Annotated in this window: 11 protein-coding genes and 1 other RNA gene; 5 read left to right on the top strand and 7 right to left on the bottom strand. The window is 57.8% G+C overall.

Annotation, left to right across the window (positions count from 1 at the left end):
• Window positions 1-18 precede the first annotated feature (18 nt).
• Window positions 19-1,275 (bottom strand): ABC transporter permease, encoded by a 1,257-nt coding sequence (locus ACPOL_RS05435; RefSeq protein ID WP_114206156.1) that lies wholly within the window; start codon window positions 1,273-1,275, stop codon window positions 19-21.
• On the bottom strand, window positions 1,276-2,502 hold the full coding sequence (locus ACPOL_RS05440) for an ABC transporter permease (RefSeq protein WP_114206157.1): 1,227 nt from the start codon (window positions 2,500-2,502) through the stop codon (window positions 1,276-1,278).
• Window positions 2,503-2,639: 137 nt separating this feature from the next.
• Between ACPOL_RS05440 and fdhA the strand changes: the two genes are divergently transcribed.
• On the top strand, window positions 2,640-3,830 hold the full coding sequence (gene fdhA / locus ACPOL_RS05445) for a formaldehyde dehydrogenase, glutathione-independent (RefSeq protein WP_114206158.1): 1,191 nt from the start codon (window positions 2,640-2,642) through the stop codon (window positions 3,828-3,830).
• Between the two features lie 64 nt (window positions 3,831-3,894).
• On the opposite strand, the gene rnpB is transcribed toward fdhA, so the two are convergent.
• Window positions 3,895-4,339: RNase P RNA component class A (rnpB, locus tag ACPOL_RS05450), an RNA gene on the bottom strand.
• Window positions 4,340-4,663: 324 nt separating this feature from the next.
• On the opposite strand from rnpB, the gene ACPOL_RS05455 reads away from it, so the two are divergent.
• Genes ACPOL_RS05455 through dinB form a run of 3 tightly spaced genes read left to right on the top strand, consistent with a single transcriptional unit; the run spans window position 4,664 to window position 10,225 of the window.
• Window positions 4,664-5,809 carry a LamG domain-containing protein gene (locus ACPOL_RS05455; protein WP_114206159.1) on the top strand — a complete coding sequence of 382 codons (1,146 nt, stop codon included), beginning with the start codon at window positions 4,664-4,666 and terminating at the stop codon, window positions 5,807-5,809.
• 8 nt (window positions 5,810-5,817) lie between these two features.
• Window positions 5,818-9,015, top strand: coding sequence for a sensor histidine kinase (locus ACPOL_RS05460; protein ID WP_114206160.1), 3,198 nt, complete (start codon window positions 5,818-5,820; stop codon window positions 9,013-9,015).
• 55 nt (window positions 9,016-9,070) lie between these two features.
• Window positions 9,071-10,225, top strand: a complete 1,155-nt coding sequence (dinB, locus tag ACPOL_RS05465; RefSeq protein ID WP_114206161.1) for a DNA polymerase IV — start codon at window positions 9,071-9,073, stop codon at window positions 10,223-10,225.
• Here the strand turns inward: dinB and ACPOL_RS05470 are convergent.
• From ACPOL_RS05470 to ACPOL_RS05485, 4 genes are all read right to left on the bottom strand, one after another.
• Window positions 10,218-10,688 carry an NUDIX hydrolase gene (locus ACPOL_RS05470; RefSeq protein ID WP_114206162.1) on the bottom strand — a complete coding sequence of 157 codons (471 nt, stop codon included), beginning with the start codon at window positions 10,686-10,688 and terminating at the stop codon, window positions 10,218-10,220. The two genes, dinB and ACPOL_RS05470, sit on opposite strands and share 8 nt — an antisense overlap.
• Window positions 10,689-10,704: 16 nt before the next feature.
• Window positions 10,705-11,064, bottom strand: coding sequence for a hypothetical protein (locus tag ACPOL_RS05475; protein ID WP_150132915.1), 360 nt, complete (start codon window positions 11,062-11,064; stop codon window positions 10,705-10,707).
• Window positions 11,065-11,394: 330 nt separating this feature from the next.
• Complete coding sequence (locus tag ACPOL_RS05480; RefSeq protein WP_114206164.1) at window positions 11,395-12,084, bottom strand: CoA transferase subunit B; 690 nt, start codon at window positions 12,082-12,084, stop codon at window positions 11,395-11,397.
• Between the two features lie 2 nt (window positions 12,085-12,086).
• Window positions 12,087-12,794, bottom strand: coding sequence for a CoA transferase subunit A (locus ACPOL_RS05485; RefSeq protein ID WP_201759270.1), 708 nt, complete (start codon window positions 12,792-12,794; stop codon window positions 12,087-12,089).
• Window positions 12,795-13,181: 387 nt separating this feature from the next.
• Between ACPOL_RS05485 and ACPOL_RS05490 the strand changes: the two genes are divergently transcribed.
• Window positions 13,182-16,673, top strand: a complete 3,492-nt coding sequence (locus ACPOL_RS05490) for a TonB-dependent receptor (RefSeq protein ID WP_114206166.1) — start codon at window positions 13,182-13,184, stop codon at window positions 16,671-16,673.
• The last annotated feature ends 96 nt before the right edge of the window (window positions 16,674-16,769 follow it).

The raw sequence follows: 16,769 nt of genomic DNA on the forward strand, positions 1-16,769 counted from the left end.
GAAAGTCCGGGTGGGACGCTACTCGTAACGCAGGGCTTCGATGGGATTCAAGTTGGCAGCCTTCCATGCCGGATAAATCCCGAAGATAAGTCCGATGGCGCACGAGACGATGAAAGAGACGACCACCCAGGTCGAGGAGAGGGCGGCGTGCAAAAAGCCGACTGCAAAATGCAAGGCCACGGTGAACAGGGCCCCCGCCAGAATCCCAATCAAGCCTCCCACTGCGCAGAGAGTCATCGCCTCGATGGTGAACTGAAGCAGGATGTTGGCCTTGGTGGCTCCGATCGCTTTGCGTACCCCGATTTCGCGCGTGCGCTCAGTCACCGAAACCAGCATGATATTCATCACGCCGACGCCGCCGACCATGAGACCAACCGAGGAGACCGCGACCATAAACAGGAAGAGCCCCCCGGTCAACGAGTTCCAGAGACGCCCAAGCGAGTCAGGCCCGAAGATGGCGAAGTTATCGGCGTCCTCGACATGCACCTTGCGCCGGCGCCGCAGCAATTCGCGTATCTCGTCCTGAACGAGGGCTTTATTCTTGGGGTCGTCATATTTGACCGTGATCCAGAAGTCTTTGATCTCCGGATGAATCTTGCGGAAGGTTTCCAAGGGGAAATAGGCGGAATTGTCCTGGGTATTGCGGCCGCCTCCAAAGGGTTGGGGCTGGGTGTCAAAGACCCCAATGACGGTGAAGACGTCGCCCTCGCACTGGATTTCCTTGCCGATCGGCGACTCGTTCTGGAATAGATCTTCAGCGGCATCGTGGCCGAGAACTACGACGTTCGCCCGCCGGTTCTCTTCGTCTTCTGTCCAGAGCCGACCTTCCTTGAGGGTGAATCCTCCTGTCTTTTCAAGATCAGTGGTATCGCCACCCAGGATCGTGTTCTGGATCTTGCGATTGCCATATTTGAGCGAGACGGAGCCGATCCCGAGTTGGAAATTCTGGTATTGCAGGCTAGGATCGACGGCCGCCACGTGCGGCATGGTCCGCATCGCCAAACCATCTTCGTAGGTCAGCTGCTTGCGATTGAGTTCCTCGGTTGTGGGGCGTTTCCCGAAGGGCTCGAAGCGAAAGACCCAGATGCTGTTGGTGCCGAGCGAGCGAATAAAACCGTCGATGTTGCTGTTAAGACCGTTGATCGCCGAGGAGATCAGGATGACGGTGGAGATGCCGATGGAGATGCCGAGGACGGTAAGTCCGGAACGCAGCTTATTGGTCCGCAGCGTCTCGAACGCCATTCGTACTGCTTCCTGAGAGTCACGAATCCGCATCTACAACTCCGATCTGAGGGCCACGATGGGGTCCAATTGAGCGGCTTTGCGCGCCGGATAGACGCCAAAGAATACTCCGACGCCAGTCGCCACAAAGAGTCCGACGAGAACCGACCAAAGCTGAACCTCGGAGGGGAAACTTACCAGGAGGGTGATCACTTTGGCGACGGTGATGCCGCCGATGACCCCGATCATTCCTCCGAAGAGAGACATGGTGGCCGACTCCACGATGAACTGGACCATGATGTCGTGGCGTCGCGCTCCTAATGCTTTTCGGATGCCGATCTCGCGAGTGCGCTCGGTCACCGAGACCAGCATGATGTTCATGATGACGATGCCCCCTACGACCAGAGAAATGGCGGCAATCGCCACCACCACGGCACCGAAGCTGTTCAAGATCTGTCCAAGAAGATTCTGGAAGGTGGCACTCGTATCGATCGAAAAAGTATCAGGCGCCCCGGGCGCGAGATGGCGCCGTCCGCGCATGATGGTGCGAAGGTCATCGGAGACGCGGTCAATTACCGGGCCGCCGCCCCCCGCATTGACATAGATGACCAGGCTTTTATTGGAACCATAGGACTGGAGGAATGCGGTCAACGGTACGGCCACCCAGTTGTCCTGGCTGGCGCCGAGGGTTTTGCCTTGACGCTCCCCGACGCCTATGACCGTGTAGGGCTCGCCGTCGACCCGGATTTCCTTGCCGAGCGGATCTCCCTGCCCGAGGAGATTATCTGCGACATCGTAGCCGACGATGGCGACATGGGAGCTATGCACATCTTCCGCTTCGGTGAACGAACGGCCCTGGGCGATATTGAGATTCGACATGGGCGGCATCGTCCAGGTCCAGCCGCGAATATCCGTATCGGTGCTGGATTTCGTTCCGTAGACGACCTTGCCGGTTGTGTTCCGAAGAGCGCCTACGGAGAGGCAGGACTTGCACTCGTCGCGGATCGCTTCGTAGTCCTCCATCTTGACGTCCTTCCGCTTTTGGAAGGCGAGATATTCCTCAATCGTAATGAAGGTCTGAGGCATCTTGCTGACGGTGACGACTTCTGCTCCGTAGCTGTTCAGCTTGGTCGTAACGAATTGCTTGGCGCCATTCACGAGGGTCACAACGGTGATCACCGACGCGACCCCGATCACCACCCCGAGCAAGGTGAGGATCGAGCGAAGTTTGTTCGCCCAGAGCGACTGGAGCGCTATCTTGAAGCCCTCAATCAGTTCCATGGAAGAATCCCCGCCGCCGGACTGGCAAGTGAAGCTCGGGCTGCTTGGCCAGTCTACGAGGCTTGCCTTGCATCATTTTACGCATCCTATGAACAGATAGTTCCCTGCTCGCGTTAGTAGGAACAAAGGAGTTTCAGATGGCATCGAATCGTGGAGTCGTTTACCTCGGACCGCATAAGGTCGAGGTGCAGAATATTGATTACCCCAAGTTTGAAACCCCCCAAGGCAAGAAGATTGAGCATGGAGTCATCCTCAAGATTGTCTCCACCAATATATGCGGTTCGGACCAGCACATGGTTCGCGGCCGCACTACCGCCCCGAAAGGGATTGTTCTCGGCCATGAGATCACCGGCGAAATCGTTGAAAAAGGCAAGGACGTCGAGTTTCTCGACATTGGCGACTGGGTCACGGTTCCATTCAACATCGCCTGCGGGCGTTGCCGCTCCTGCCGGGAACGGAATACCGGCGTGTGTTTGAACGTCAACGACAAGCAGCCTGGCGGAGCCTACGGCTATGTGGACATGGGCGGCTGGGTGGGCGGTCAGGCGGAATATGTCCTGGTGCCCTATGCAGATTTTAACTTGATCAAGTTCCCGGACAAGGACCGCGCCAAGGAGAAGATCCTTGACCTTACTATGCTCTCGGACATCTTCCCGACCGGTTTTCACGGTGCTGTCACTGCGGGCGTGGGCGTGGGATCGGTCGTCTACATTGCCGGGGCCGGCCCGGTGGGACTGGCGGCTGCCGCCTCCGCACAACTGCTGGGCGCAGCGGTCATTATGGTGGGCGACTATAACCAGGACCGTCTGGCGCATGTGAAGAAGGTCGGTTTCGAGCCGGTCGATCTCAACAAGAGCGACAAGCTTGGCGATCTCATCGCTCAGATCGTTGGGATTCCCGAAGTCGACGCCGCGGTGGACGCGGTCGGCTTCGAGGCGAGCGGTCACGGAAACGAGCCCAAACCTGCTGGGGTGCTGAATTCTCTGATGGAAGTCACCCACGTCGCTGGAAGCATTGGAATACCCGGCCTCTATGTCGTGGCGGATCCGGGCGCTCAGGACGAAGACTCAAAGAAAGGCATGTTGAAGATGAGCTTCGGTCAGGGTTGGGCCCGTTCGCTAGGCTTCCACACGGGCCAGGCGCCGGTGCTTCGCTATAACCGCCAACTGATGCAGGCGATCCTCTATGACAAGATTGCCATCGGCAAGATCGTCAACGCGACCATCATCAAGCTTGACGATGCTCCGCAAGGCTACAAGGATTTTGACAGCGGTGTTGCCAAGAAGTTCGTTCTCGATCCGAATGGCTATCTGGGCAAAGCCGCTTAAGCCAGGCTTGCAGCTTAACTAAAAATGATGGCCTCGCCGCTCTTGTTCAGAGCGGCGAGGCCACGTTTGCAAGCTGCCGATAAGCCGAATTTTGTTCGAGTCCGGAGACTCGCGACGATCATTCCTCTAGGCGCGGCATTACTGACGCGCTCGAGCGACCTACCCGGAGGTTACGGCTCCACTTATTGGATAAATGGCGACCCGCCTTAGCGCACCGGACCGGCACGCAACCGCAGCCTGGGCCTGGCGGCGGATTTCCTCCCTATTTGGTCTTGCTCCGTGTGGGGTTTACCCTGCCCCCGACTTTACAGCCGGAGCGGTGCGCTCTTACCGCACCTTTTCACCCTTACCCCTGCGAACAAGGGCGGTATCTTCTCTGTGGCACTGGCCGTCTTCAGGCCTTGACGCCTGAATCCCGGACGTTATCCGGCACACTGTCCTGCGGAGTTCGGACTTTCCTCCCCCGGAATGCTAAGCGCATTCCAGCAGCGATCGTCTGGCACACCTGCTGATTCATTCTAACTGACGTTTGTCGCCCGGCGGCTACCGCCATGTCCTCGTCTGAGTGCTGCACAGGGCTGTGTAGTCAATCGGAGGCAAAGCCGAATGGAGAGCGGGAGGCGCTTCGTTTTCCGGTTTCGGAGTCGTCGAGCGCTGGCAACGGCCGGAAATTACCATTCTCTAACTGGTCTTGAATAGGGTATTCTCTAGCCAATCGAGTCCGGAATGCGGCTTAGCCGATCAAGTCAAGTCATTTCGCCAGTCGTTATCACTGTTGAACTGACGGTGAATCAGAGTAGTCCGTGAGCTTCGCGCGCCAAAGGTAAAGCACGATGGTTCGGTTTTCCTCGAACGGTTCCACATCCGCTTTCGTCCGCCGAATTCACCCCACCTGGCGAGGTGTTCGCCTTGTCGGTTCCCAACGACCGACCGTCTTCTTAGGCCTTCTGCTTCTTCTGGGCGGGGGCTGCCAATCGCACCGCGATAGCGCGCCGCCTTCGATCGAGTTCAGTAAAGTCCCTCCAGCAGCGCAGGGCGGCCGGGAAAGAGTGGACACGATCTCTGGCCGGGTGGCTAACGCACGGCCAGGACAGAAGATTCTGGTGTATGCGAGAAGCGGACCCTGGTGGATCCAGCCATGGCCCGAGCAGCCGTTCGTCACCATTCAACCCGACTCAACGTGGAGTACTTCGACCCATCTTGGCTTCGAGTACGCGGCATTACTGGTGAACCCGGACTATCATCCGGCGCCGACCCTGGATACCGCCCCCACCGCAGGCGGACCAGTGGCTGCCGTATCAACGGTTAAGGGCACTGGCGAGATTCAAGTTGCGCCTACGGTGCCAATCAAGTTCAGCGGCTACGATTGGACGGTCAGAACCATATCGAGCGATCGCGGCGGCCTGAACAACCTGTACGATGGCGACAATGCATGGACAGACGCCAACGGAGCGATCCATCTTCGCATCAAGAGGCGTGAGGGCCGCTGGTCCTGCGCCGAAGTGGTGCTCAAGCGAAGCCTTGGTTATGGCACCTACATTGTGACCGTGCATGATGTATCCCACCTGGAATCGGCGGCTGTCCTCAGCCTGAATACCTTCGACGACTGGGGCGGAGACCAGCACTACCGCGAGTTCGATGTTGAAGCGAGCCGTTGGGGCGACGCGTCCAGCAAGAACAACGCGCAGTACGGGATTCAGCCCTTTTATATTCCCGGCAACGTTGCGCCCTTTGTAGCGCCTGCAGGCACACTTACGCATTCTGTCCATTGGGAGCCAGGCCGCGCCAGCTTCAAGACGGTCCGCGGACCATCGACCCGTGCCGAAGGGCCTGTGGTTGCAGAGCACGTCTTCACCTCCGGGGTGCCGACCCCGGGCACCGAGCGCTTCCAGTTCCTGTTCTATGTGGTTGCAAGTGAGAAGAGCCCGATGCAACACGACAGCGAAGTGATCATCGACAAGTTCGAATACCTCCCATAGACGAGCCTATGAAGACATCTTGCCTCGGAGCGGTTGTGCTCGTCGCGATTTCGGGCTTGTTCACCGTGGTCGAGGGACGGGCGCTTGACCAGAACCGATCGATCGCGCAGTACTCACGCGAATCCTGGGGCAGCGATCGAGGGTTCAACCCCGGGGCGGTGACTGGCATCAGCCAGAGTGCGGATGGCTATCTCTGGGTGGGGACGGAGAAGGGTCTCTACCGGTTCGATGGATTGTCCTTCCGCGCGCCATCTGCAGCAAGCTCTTCGGCCGGCGCGGTCACTGCGTTAACGGCGGATTCCCAGGGAAACCTGTGGATACTTCTGGGCAACACCAAGATCCTTCGCTATCACGACGGCAAGATCGACGCTGGCCGGGAAGAAGCGGAGGTGGGCATTACCGCCTTGGGCAATCGTCGCGACGGGACGATCCTTCTGTCTTCTCTGGCGCTTGGCACCCTCAGTTATCGAGCAGACAAATTCGAGGCCGTCGGAGCTAAGTCCGACGCTCAGCCACTGAGCAGCAGGAAGGAAGCCATCGATGACCTTTCCAGTCGGATGAGCTGGGCGACGGGAGTCGCACCTCATCGCTTCGCAGAACCGGAATCCGCGGTCATTTCGATGGTTGAATCGGGAGACGGCACCATTTGGCTTGGAACCCGCGACCGAGGACTTTTCTTCTCGAAAGCGGGTAAGGTTTCAGCGGTTGCAGACAGCGCAAGGTACGGGAAGATCAACTGCATCCTGCTCCAGGAAAATGGCGATCTATGGGTGGGGACCGACGAAGGCGTTCTTCGTTGGGACGGTTCGAAGCTTACCCGCGATGGCGCGCCTTCTGCTTTGAACCGGCTCGGGGTCTTATCGGCGGTGAGAGATCATGACGGGAACATCTGGTTTGGGACCTCCGAAGGCCTCTTTCGATGCAGCGCCGGAGGAAGCTGCATCGCCGATTCCTCCAACGACGCAGAGCCAGGCGTCGCGGTCACGGCTCTGTTCGAAGATCGTGAAGGGGACTTGTGGGTTGGGACCGCTTCAGGCATCAGCTGTCTGCGAGACAGTCCGTTTGTCACCTACCCGCTGATCGGTCTGCGGGGCTCGGAGAGTAGTGGGCCTATTTACGTCGACCAGCAGGACAGAGCCTGGTTCGGGCCTGGAGATGGAGGGCTCTACTGGATGCAATCCGGTCGCACTCACAAGGTGACCCAGGCCGGCCTCGACCGGGATGTGGTTTACTCGATCGCCGGCGCCGGCGGCGAGATGTGGGTGGGCAGACAACAGGGAGGTTTGACTGAACTGAGCTTGCCTGGCGGAACAGTAGCAAGCAAGACCTACACCCAGTCAAATGGACTCGCCCAGGACGGAGTTTACGCAGTGCACGTAAATCGAGATGGGAGCGTCTGGGCGGGCACACTCAATGGCGGCGTCAGTCAATGGAAAGACCAGAAGTTCACTTCCTTCACAACCGCAAATGGCCTGGCGTCGAATACCGTGACGTCGATCGTTGAAGGCTCCGACGGAACGATGTGGTTCGCTACGCCCAACGGACTGAGCGCACTCTCACGAGATCAATGGCGCTCCTACGGGACGCGCGAGGGGTTGCCGTCCGCCGATCTGAATTGCCTCTTCGAGGATTCGGCCCATGTGCTCTGGGTCGGGGGCGCGGCTGGTATTTCCTGGATGGATGCTGGTCGCATCCGAAACCCGGCGAATATGCCTGAAGTGCTCAACGAACCGGTTCTCGGCATCGCCGAGGATAGAAGCGGATCGCTTTGGATGTCGACAGCAGGCCATGTGTTGAGGGTGAAACGAACGGCCCTACTTGGCGGCAAATTCGAGCAGGGCGATGTCCGCGAGTATGGACCGGGCGACGGGCTCCGGGGGACAGAAGGGATAAAGCGGGAACGGTCAGTAGTTGCCGATGATCGGGGACGCATATGGTTCTCGACCAGTCGCGGTCTTTCGACGATCGATCCGAACCGGTCGAAGGGTGAGCTGGCGCCAGCGATCGTCCACGTCGAGACGATTTTGGCCAATTCAAACCCCGTCCAGCAAGAATTGCCGATTCGTATCTCGATCCCTCACGAACGGATCGTATTCGCCTATTCGGGGCTGAGCTTCGGTCTACCGGACCGCGTCCGCTTTCGCTATCGCCTGGATGGTTTCGATCGGAACTGGAGCGAACCGGTAGCAAATCGAGAGGCAGTTTACACGAATCTTGGTCCTGGCGCCTACCGGTTCAGAGTGATGGCTTCGAATAGCGAAGGTCTGTGGAACGGGCCGGAGGCAACGGTCCAATTCAACATTGAGCCAGCCTACTGGCAGACATGGTGGTTTCGGCTATCCTGTCTGCTCGCAGCCGTACTTACGGCAGTGCTGATCTATCTGCTTCGCATGCGCCAGATCAAGCATCAATTGAGCCTTCGCTTTGAAGAGCGGCTTGGGGAACGGATGCGAATCGCGCATGAGTTGCACGACACGCTGTTGCAGGGCTTCCTCAGCGCCTCGATGCAATTAAATATCGCGACCGACTATGTGCCCGAGAACTCGCCGGCAAAGCCTATCCTCAGCCGAGTGCTCGAACTGGTTGGACAAGTGACCGAAGAGAGTAGAAATACACTGCGAGGACTACGTGCCTCGGTGCGGGATTCTCCTAACCTCGCCCAGGCTCTGTCCGCTGTCCCACAAGAGCTGTCTCTCAAGGATGACGTAGCCTTTCGGGTGGTCGTAGACGGCACGGTGCGGCTGCTTCATCCAGCCGTGCGCGACGAACTCTATCGAATCGGCCGTGAAGCGATTGTGAATGCCTTCCGCCACTCCCGGGCAACCAGCATCGAGGTCCATTTGCTGTATTCGGCGAGCCATCTGCAGATCATCGTCCGCGACAATGGCTGCGGCATCGAAGCGCAGGTGCTTGACTTCGGCCGAGAAGGACATTGGGGTCTTCCGGGGATGCGCGAGCGGACCGAAAAGATCGGCGGCAAGCTGGAGGTATGGAGCCGAGCTGCAGCTGGAACAGAGGTTCGAGTGAGGTTGCCGGGGCAGCTGGCATATCGACCTGCGATCGGAAGCGGCTGGCTGCAGCGGCTTTTGAGCTATCGCCGGCACCCCGGCGGAAGTCGCGGCAATGATGTTGCCCCCGTCGAGGCCTCAGAAGCTGACCGCAAGGAAGCGGTCGTTGACACAGAGTCGTCCCCCCTTCAAAAATGATTCGCTCCAGGCAAGCCGCACGGTTCGCCGTTTATTCGCTTAGAATTGGGAGTGCATGGTCACCGTAGAGACATTGGCGGAAGCGGCTTTCGGAACCCGTAAGATTGTCCACGTCGATATGGATGCGTTCTACGCCTCCGTCGAACAGCGGGATGACCCTACGCTTCGCGGCAAGCCCGTGGTCGTGGCATGGAGAGGCAAACGATCGGTGGTTTGCGCAGCCTCTTATGAGGCCAGGCGATTCGGCGTTCGTTCCGCGATGGCTGCTGTTCATGCGGAGCGCCTGTGCCCCGATGCAATTTTTGTTCCTCCTGACTTCGTCCGCTATAAGGCCGCGTCGCACGCAGCGCGGAGGATCTTTGAACGCCACACGGATTCGATTGAACCTCTGTCTTTAGACGAAGCCTATCTCGATGTCACGACGAATAAGACTGGCCTCCCTACTGCAACCAAGGTTGCTAAGGCGATTCGAGAGCAGATTCGAGAAGAACTCTCGCTCACCGCCTCCGCGGGGGTCGCTCCGAACAAATTTCTCGCGAAGATTGCCTCCGACTGGCGAAAACCGGATGGACTTTTCGTGATTCGCCCGGAAGACCTAGCGGCCTTCTTGCCGCCCCTGCCGGTGGGGCGCATCCCCGGAGTAGGCAAGGTGACCGAGGCCAAACTCAGACAGATCGGGATTCAGACTGTCGGGGATCTGCAGGCATTTACTCTTGCTGACCTCGAGTCTCGATTCGGCCGCTATGGTTGCCGTCTCTATGAACTCGCTCGTGGAATCGATCGTAGCGCGGTCCTGTCCGACCGGCAGGTAAAATCGATCTCGGCCGAAGATACCTTCGAGCGGGATATCCCGCTCTCGCAGACCGCGGAATTGATCGAGCGTCTGGCGGAGAAAGTCTGGTCTGCTTCTCGCCGAGAATCGCGGATTGCGCGAACGGTTGTCCTCAAGTTAAAGACGAGCGAGTTCAACCTCCTCACTCGCAGCTATACGCCGATCGTTCCGCCTGCCTCTTGCGATGAGGTGAAGACGATCGCCCTCTCGTTGCGGGACCGGATCGATCTTGGGCCTACCCGGCTCTTTCGTCTAGTGGGAGTTGGATTGAGCAACTTCCGGGAACTGGAAGACCATTCTCCTTCGCTCTTCAACGACAGCGCCGATGGTGAAGGCGCGGATTCCTTGGTTCGCCATGGCATTGGCGCCTCTACTTAGGAGAGACAGTTAAGATCGCGCAGAGCCTATCAAGAAATGGCTCCTGGCTGCTCTTGATGCGTTTCCTAGCCTCGGAGATCAAAAACCAGCTGCCTCTGTCGACTTCCGGTATTTCGAGGAGGCGATGAGAACGGGGAGGCCATTCTATCTGGCAGGTATTGCTGACCAGCTTCGATGGGTCACAGTCGCCCTCGAAGGCCCACGCAGTAACGATCTTGCCGCTAGCCTGTGTCACTTTGCCCAAGTCCTGGAAAGGGCCTTCGGCGGTGAAGCCGGTCTCCTCAAGAAACTCGCGCCTGGCAGCTTCCAACGGCTGTTCGTCTTCGCCATATTCACCCTTCGGAACCGACCATGCTCCGAGGTCCTTGTTCGCCCAGAATGGGCCGCCGGGATGAACGAGGAAGACTTCTGTATGGTCTCCACGCCGACGGTACATCAGCAGACCGGCGCTCAGTCTCGGCATTGATCCACTCGTAGATTCACGAATTCTTTACGGGCATGAATTCCCGCCGCTCACGAATTTCCATCCGCAACTCCGCTCGCAGCGCTTTACTCTTTTTGAATCGCTTGAAGAACGTTTCCAGTACGCTGACGACAATGGCATTCACGCTGACGCCCTCCTCTTCGGCCCAGGCCTTCAGCTCCAGTCGCGCCTCTGAACCCACGTGCAGAAGTTGAGGATTGGTGAGCGGCAGGCCAGCTTTACGGGTCTGCTTGATCTTTACCTCCTGCTTCTCGACGCGGTCCAGAGCAAAAAGGACGATCTTCGCCAGATCGCCCTTGACGCGAGACTCTTCTGTGACGGCTTCACGAAGATCAAGCGGGAGGCGGAGGGTCATTCCGGGGCGATCTTCGGTCCACCGCTGCCCCTCGCGATTGACTCTCCGGGTTTTCTTCTTGACTGGCAATCGCTCCCCTTACGTCCATATGGGATCAGGTTGTTGATGGAATGTCCATCTCACATCGGGAAGAACCTGCCGCATTGCTTTATCAATTTTATCGATGCCTGCGCAACATTTGTAAATAGCGGCCAGGATGGATCTATCCTGCTTCGGCGACGGCGTTCGGGTCTGAATAGCATCGCGAGAAACTACTTTACAGCTGCTTCGAAAGGCCATATTCCAACGTAAATGCCTGAAGCGCTCCGAACCTGGTAAGTTGGACTTTCCTTAAGCGAGCATGCTTTTGATAGGCCCTTGAACTTCGAGAGGGGCGGCGGTTAGGCGCTGCACCTCTTCTACGCTGGTGGCCGACGAAATTTCTTCGAGCACGAGCCCGGAAGGGGTAACGCGGATGACTGCCAGTTCGGTGATGATGGTGTCGACGACCTTCATGCCTGTCAAAGGCAGGGTGCAGGCTTCGAGTATCTTGGGCTCGCCGCGCCGGGTGGTATGTTCCATGGCGACGATTACCCGGCGAGCGTTGGCGACAAGATCCATTGCGCCGCCCATGCCCTTGACCATTTTCCCGGGAACCATCCAATTGGCCAGGTTGCCGTGCCTGTCTACCTCGAGCGCTCCCAGGATGCTCAGATCGATGTGTCCGCCGCGGATCATCGCGAATGAATCGGCGCTCGAGAAGTAGGAGCTGCCGGGCAGCTCCGAGATGGTTTCCTTGCCAGCGTTGATCAGGTCGGCGTCTTCCTCGCCGGCAATAGGATAAGGCCCGACACCCAACATGCCATTTTCCGACTGCAGGATGACTTCAATTCCGGATGCGACATAGTTGGCGACCATCGTCGGAATGCCGATGCCGAGGTTCACATAGAAGCCATCGCGCAACTCCCTGGCTGCGCGGCGAGCAATGATCTCACGAGGATCGGCCTTCGCCGGTGCTGGGATTTCGGTGGCGGCGCTCATCTTTACACCCTTACCGCGTTAAGGCGCGTGGTTCGACGCTCGATTCGCTTTTTGTAATTTTCACCCTGCAGGATTCGGTGGACATACACTCCCGGAGTGACAATCACGTCCGGATCCAGGACGCCGGGCTCGACAAGTTCCTCAACCTCGGCGATGGTGCAGCGGGCGGCGGCCGCCATTACGGGATTGAAGTTTCGCGCGGTTTTGCGATAGACGAGATTGCCCAAACGATCTCCCCGCCAGGCTTTGATAAGCGCAAAATCGGCAGTCAGCGCATGCTCCATGAGGTAATGCCGCCCGTTGAACTCGCGTACTTCCTTGCCTTCGGCGACCGGGGTGCCGACACCAGCCGGAGTATAGAACGCGGGAATTCCCGCCCCGCCCGCCCGAATGCGTTCCGCCAGCGTCCCCTGAGGTATCAGCTTCAGGTCGAGTTTGCCGGCGATGACCATCTCTTCGAGCAGCTTGTTCTCGCCGACATAGCTGCCGATGTGCGTGGCGATCATGCCCGCTTCCAGCATAAGCCCCATTCCGAAGCCATCCACTCCCATGTTGTTGCTGATGGTATGCAGGTTGCGCACATTCTTCCTGACCAGTGCTGCAATCAGGTTTTCGGGGATGCCGCATAGTCCAAACCCGCCGAGCATGATTGTCGCTCCATCCGCAATATCTTCTACTGCTGCGTCGAAGCTTGTGAGTACCTTGTTCATCATCGCTTCCTGCGTTGGTTCGATGATGTCACGAACTTTCGTTCACGCCCTGCCTTTTCTTTCCATTTGTCCTTGGTGCTTCCCCACTCTTTCCATTGCCCGAACTTTTGAAAGCAGAGAGTTCGAAGCCATATCGCCAACGGTTTGTACGGGCATATAGAATACGATCGGTCTGACCGGAGTGCCCTCCGCCGCCCTTGACAACTCAATCATCGGTGGAGTTAACTTGCTGTTGGATTTTGGTAAAGCGATTAGCTAGCGATAAAAACGGTTTAGAGCGTCACAGCTTTGATAAGACTCGCTCGCCTTCCTGTTCCGTACGAACAAGCAAGGGTTGTTTGGCGGAGCCTGATCTTAACGTTGAAACACTTTATGGAGAGCCACAAAATGTTACGAAAGCAGCGGTTGTTTTTTGTTGTGTTCGCTGTTCTGTTTTCGACAGGAATTGTGTTAGCTCAGGAAAACGCTGAGATAACTGGAACAGTGACTGATAGTTCAGGCGCAGTGGTACCCGGCGCGACGGTCACCCTCACCTCCCCGCAAACCGGAGCGAATCATACCGGCACTTCGAACACCAGCGGCCTGTTCGATTTTCCCGGACTCGCGATCGGTACCTACACCCTCAATGTGACCGCATCTGGGTTTGAAGCCTACTCCAGACAAGGAATTGTGCTGAACGTCGGACAGACGCTGCGAGAGAATGTCAACCTTTCCGTCGGCGGCAGCAGCCAGACGGTGACCGTCCAGGCGAATGCGCTTCAAGTGCAGTCGGAAACGAACGAAGTGAGCACCGTAATCACCGGCAGGCAGATCGAGCAGCTCTCGACCAATGGCCGTAACGTGATCGCGCTGACTACCCTCGGAACCGGCGTGTCAAACACCAACCCGTCCTTCAATGGAGTCTCGGCTCAGGGCAGCACCTTTAACCTGAGCTTCAACGGATTGCGGCCAGACCATAACAATTGGTTGATCGATGGCGGCGAAGTCTATGATCGCGGCAGCGGCGGCAAGCTGGATGTCATGCCCTCTCCCGACATCATCGCTGAATTCAACGTACTCTCCAGCAACTATGCTCCGGACTACGGAATCTCCTCGGGTGGCACCATCAGCATGGCGATCAAGTCAGGCACCCATGACTTCCACGGCGGTCTGTGGGAGTTCAACCGCAACGACGCCTACGACGCCGGTTACTACTTTTTTAAGCAGAACAACCAGCCCAGCCCTGAGCTGCGCCTAAACATCTATGGCGGCGACATCAATGGACCGGTCTGGATTCCGGGCCTCTACAACCGGGACCGCAAGAAGACCTTCTTCTTCTGGAGCGAGGAGTGGCGCAAGTTTATTCAGGGCGCAAATCCGGCGCTGACCAACACTGTGCCGACCAACGACTTTCCCACAGCTGGACAGAATCTTGTATATACGCCAATCGGCGGAGGCGCCGCGCCGGTCGTCCCGACGACCACCGATCCAGCGAAGCTGGCCCAATATGCGCTGTATGGGCTAACTCCAGGCCAGCCGTTTCCAAACAACACGATTCCGGCAGGCTTGCTTGACGCCAATGCGGTCTTGTTTATGGGAACCGGAGCGATTCCTCAGCCAAACGCTCCGAACAGCCAGTTCATTTCTTCACCGAAGCAGCCGACCGATGTTCGCGAGGACGTGGTTCGCATCGACCACAACATCAACGACAAGTACCACCTGATGGGCCACTGGATCCACGATCAGATGTCACAGACGATCTTCCCGACCCAGTGGAGCGGAGACAGCTACACGACCGTTGGAAACGTTTTTGCCAATCCCTCCTGGGCAGCGGTGGTCAATCTCAGCCAGACGCTTTCGCCGAGCCTGTTGAACGAGACAGCGTTCAATGTAAACGGCAATACCATCGACATCACACCGGCCGGCATCTATCAGCAGCCAGCAGGCTGGAACGCGACCGGCTTCTTCTCCGGAAACAATGCGCTGAACCGTCTTCCCCAGATTGCATTCTCGGGCGGCGCGCTCGGCACGACGTACACCACCAACTACTGGCCGTGGCACAACTCCTTCGTGGATTATCAGATTCGTGACGACCTATCCTTGAACAAGGGCCGCCATGGCATGAAGTTCGGATTCTCGTACATGCTCATGCAGAAGAATCAGCAGCAACAGGCTGATACGCAAGGCGACTATACCTTCAGCAATTCGGCCTTCTCTGGCGACGCCTACGTTAACTTCCTCTTGGGTTTTGCGAGCAGCTTCCAACAGCTTCAGTCGTTGCAGACAGCGCACTGGATCAACAACACCTATTCTGGCTACGCTCTAGACAACTGGCATATCATGCCAAGGCTTACCCTCAACCTGGGCATCCGCTACGATGCGCTGCCGCATACCTTTGAGAAGAACAACCGGACGGCAAACTTCGTCCCCGGCGACTTCAACCCAGCCAACGCTCAAATTCCTGATGTGAATACTGGATCCTTAAATCCAGCAGGACCAGGCTTCGCCCAACCGGCAGGCGCACCCGTGCCCTTCTATCTGAATGGCGTGGAACTGCCTGGCGTTAACGGATTCCCAAGAGGCATCGTGCAGAGCTTCTGGGGCACAGTACAACCCCGTGTAGGCTTTGCCTATGATCTCTTCGGAACCGGAAAGACGGTTCTTCGGAGTGGCTTCGGGATGTTCTTCGAGCGCGTCCAAGGCAACGATATCTACGGCACCGACGTCAATCCGCCCTGGGCATACCAGCCACAAGCGAGCAACGTCTATTTCTCCAACCCCAACCTCAGCCTGACCGGGGCACCATCAACTGCTCCGACCTTCCCCGCGAACTTTGGCTCTCTCTCCTTCAACTACCCGGATCCAGGGACGGCGCAGTTTAGTCTTGGCATCCAGCAGGAAGTCGCCCCATCGGTGGTAGCTGCGCTGCAGTACGTGGGCACCGTAGGCTGGCATCAGAACGACGAACGGGCGGTCAACACGCTGCCGCTGACAGATCCGAACTATGGCATCCTGCCCAGGGAAGCGGTTGCTACCGGCAATGACATTGCTGGAGTGACGCCCTCCGCGGTAGCGCCAGATGGAACACTCCGAAGCAACGCCAATCTTTACCGGCAATATACTGGGTTCGCTAACATTACCCAGGTCGAAAACACAACCAACTTCAGCTATCACTCGCTTCAAGCCGCTCTTCGCGCGGAGAATCGGCATGGACTGAGCGTGCAGTTGGCCTACACCTACTCGCATGAAATTGACATTCAGAGCACGGACCTCACCTCCGTTACTCTGGCGGGTTCGGGAGGCCAGCTGTCCGATCCCTTCAATCCCAACTATGACCGCGGCTCCGGTGGGTTCGACCGTCGGCATATCTTCAATGCCAACTACATCTACAACCTGCCTTTCTTCCTCAACTCCAACAATGCCGTGGAGCGGACGTTACTAGGCGGGTGGCAGATCTCGGGGGTTACGACGGCCCAGACCGGCGTTCCCATCAACCCTAATTACGGCAACGACGTTCTCGGTTTGGGCGGCGGCACCACGAATCGTCCCAACTTCAACCCAGCCCTCAAGGGTTACCCGAAGAAGCAGCTGCAATGGTTCAACACCGCCGCCTTCTCAGCGCCGGTAGCGCCATGGCAGGGCGGCTCTGGTTTCGGCAGCTCTGGCAAGGACGCTGTTGTCGGACCGGGCCTGTTCAACTGGAATCTAAGTCTCTTCAAGGAATTCCGCATTACTTCCGGGGAGGGTCCACGGTTCCAGTTCCGCGCCGAGTCCTACAACACGTTCAACCACACGGAATTCAACAACGTGCAGACCGGCTTCACCAGCAGCCAGTTCGGCCAGGTCACCTCAACCTACGATCCTCGTGTCTTGCAGTTCGGCGCGAAGTTCTTGTTCTAGTCAACTGTTTCACCAGCCCGGATGCCGCAGAGTCCTCTCTGCGGCATCTCTCTTTTGGGACGACTACTTTGCGTAGATCGCGGCGTACGACGGCTG

The organism is Acidisarcina polymorpha (assembly GCF_003330725.1).
In the GTDB taxonomy this organism is placed as follows: domain Bacteria; phylum Acidobacteriota; class Terriglobia; order Terriglobales; family Acidobacteriaceae; genus Acidisarcina; species Acidisarcina polymorpha.

Bases quoted from the DNA above. Each gene is read 5' to 3' on its own strand.
- ACPOL_RS05435 (WP_114206156.1), bottom strand. From the start codon at position 1,275: ATGCGGATTCGTGACTCTCAGGAAGCAGTACGAATGGCGTTCGAGACG.
- ACPOL_RS05440 (WP_114206157.1), bottom strand. From the start codon at position 2,502: ATGGAACTGATTGAGGGCTTCAAGATAGCGCTCCAGTCGCTCTGGGCG.
- fdhA (WP_114206158.1), top strand. From the start codon at position 2,640: ATGGCATCGAATCGTGGAGTCGTTTACCTCGGACCGCATAAGGTCGAG.
- ACPOL_RS05455 (WP_114206159.1), top strand. From the start codon at position 4,664: ATGGTTCGGTTTTCCTCGAACGGTTCCACATCCGCTTTCGTCCGCCGA.
- ACPOL_RS05460 (WP_114206160.1), top strand. From the start codon at position 5,818: ATGAAGACATCTTGCCTCGGAGCGGTTGTGCTCGTCGCGATTTCGGGC.
- dinB (WP_114206161.1), top strand. From the start codon at position 9,071: ATGGTCACCGTAGAGACATTGGCGGAAGCGGCTTTCGGAACCCGTAAG.
- ACPOL_RS05470 (WP_114206162.1), bottom strand. From the start codon at position 10,688: ATGCCGAGACTGAGCGCCGGTCTGCTGATGTACCGTCGGCGTGGAGAC.
- ACPOL_RS05475 (WP_150132915.1), bottom strand. From the start codon at position 11,064: ATGACCCTCCGCCTCCCGCTTGATCTTCGTGAAGCCGTCACAGAAGAG.
- ACPOL_RS05480 (WP_114206164.1), bottom strand. From the start codon at position 12,084: ATGAGCGCCGCCACCGAAATCCCAGCACCGGCGAAGGCCGATCCTCGT.
- ACPOL_RS05485 (WP_201759270.1), bottom strand. From the start codon at position 12,794: ATGAACAAGGTACTCACAAGCTTCGACGCAGCAGTAGAAGATATTGCG.
- ACPOL_RS05490 (WP_114206166.1), top strand. From the start codon at position 13,182: ATGTTACGAAAGCAGCGGTTGTTTTTTGTTGTGTTCGCTGTTCTGTTT.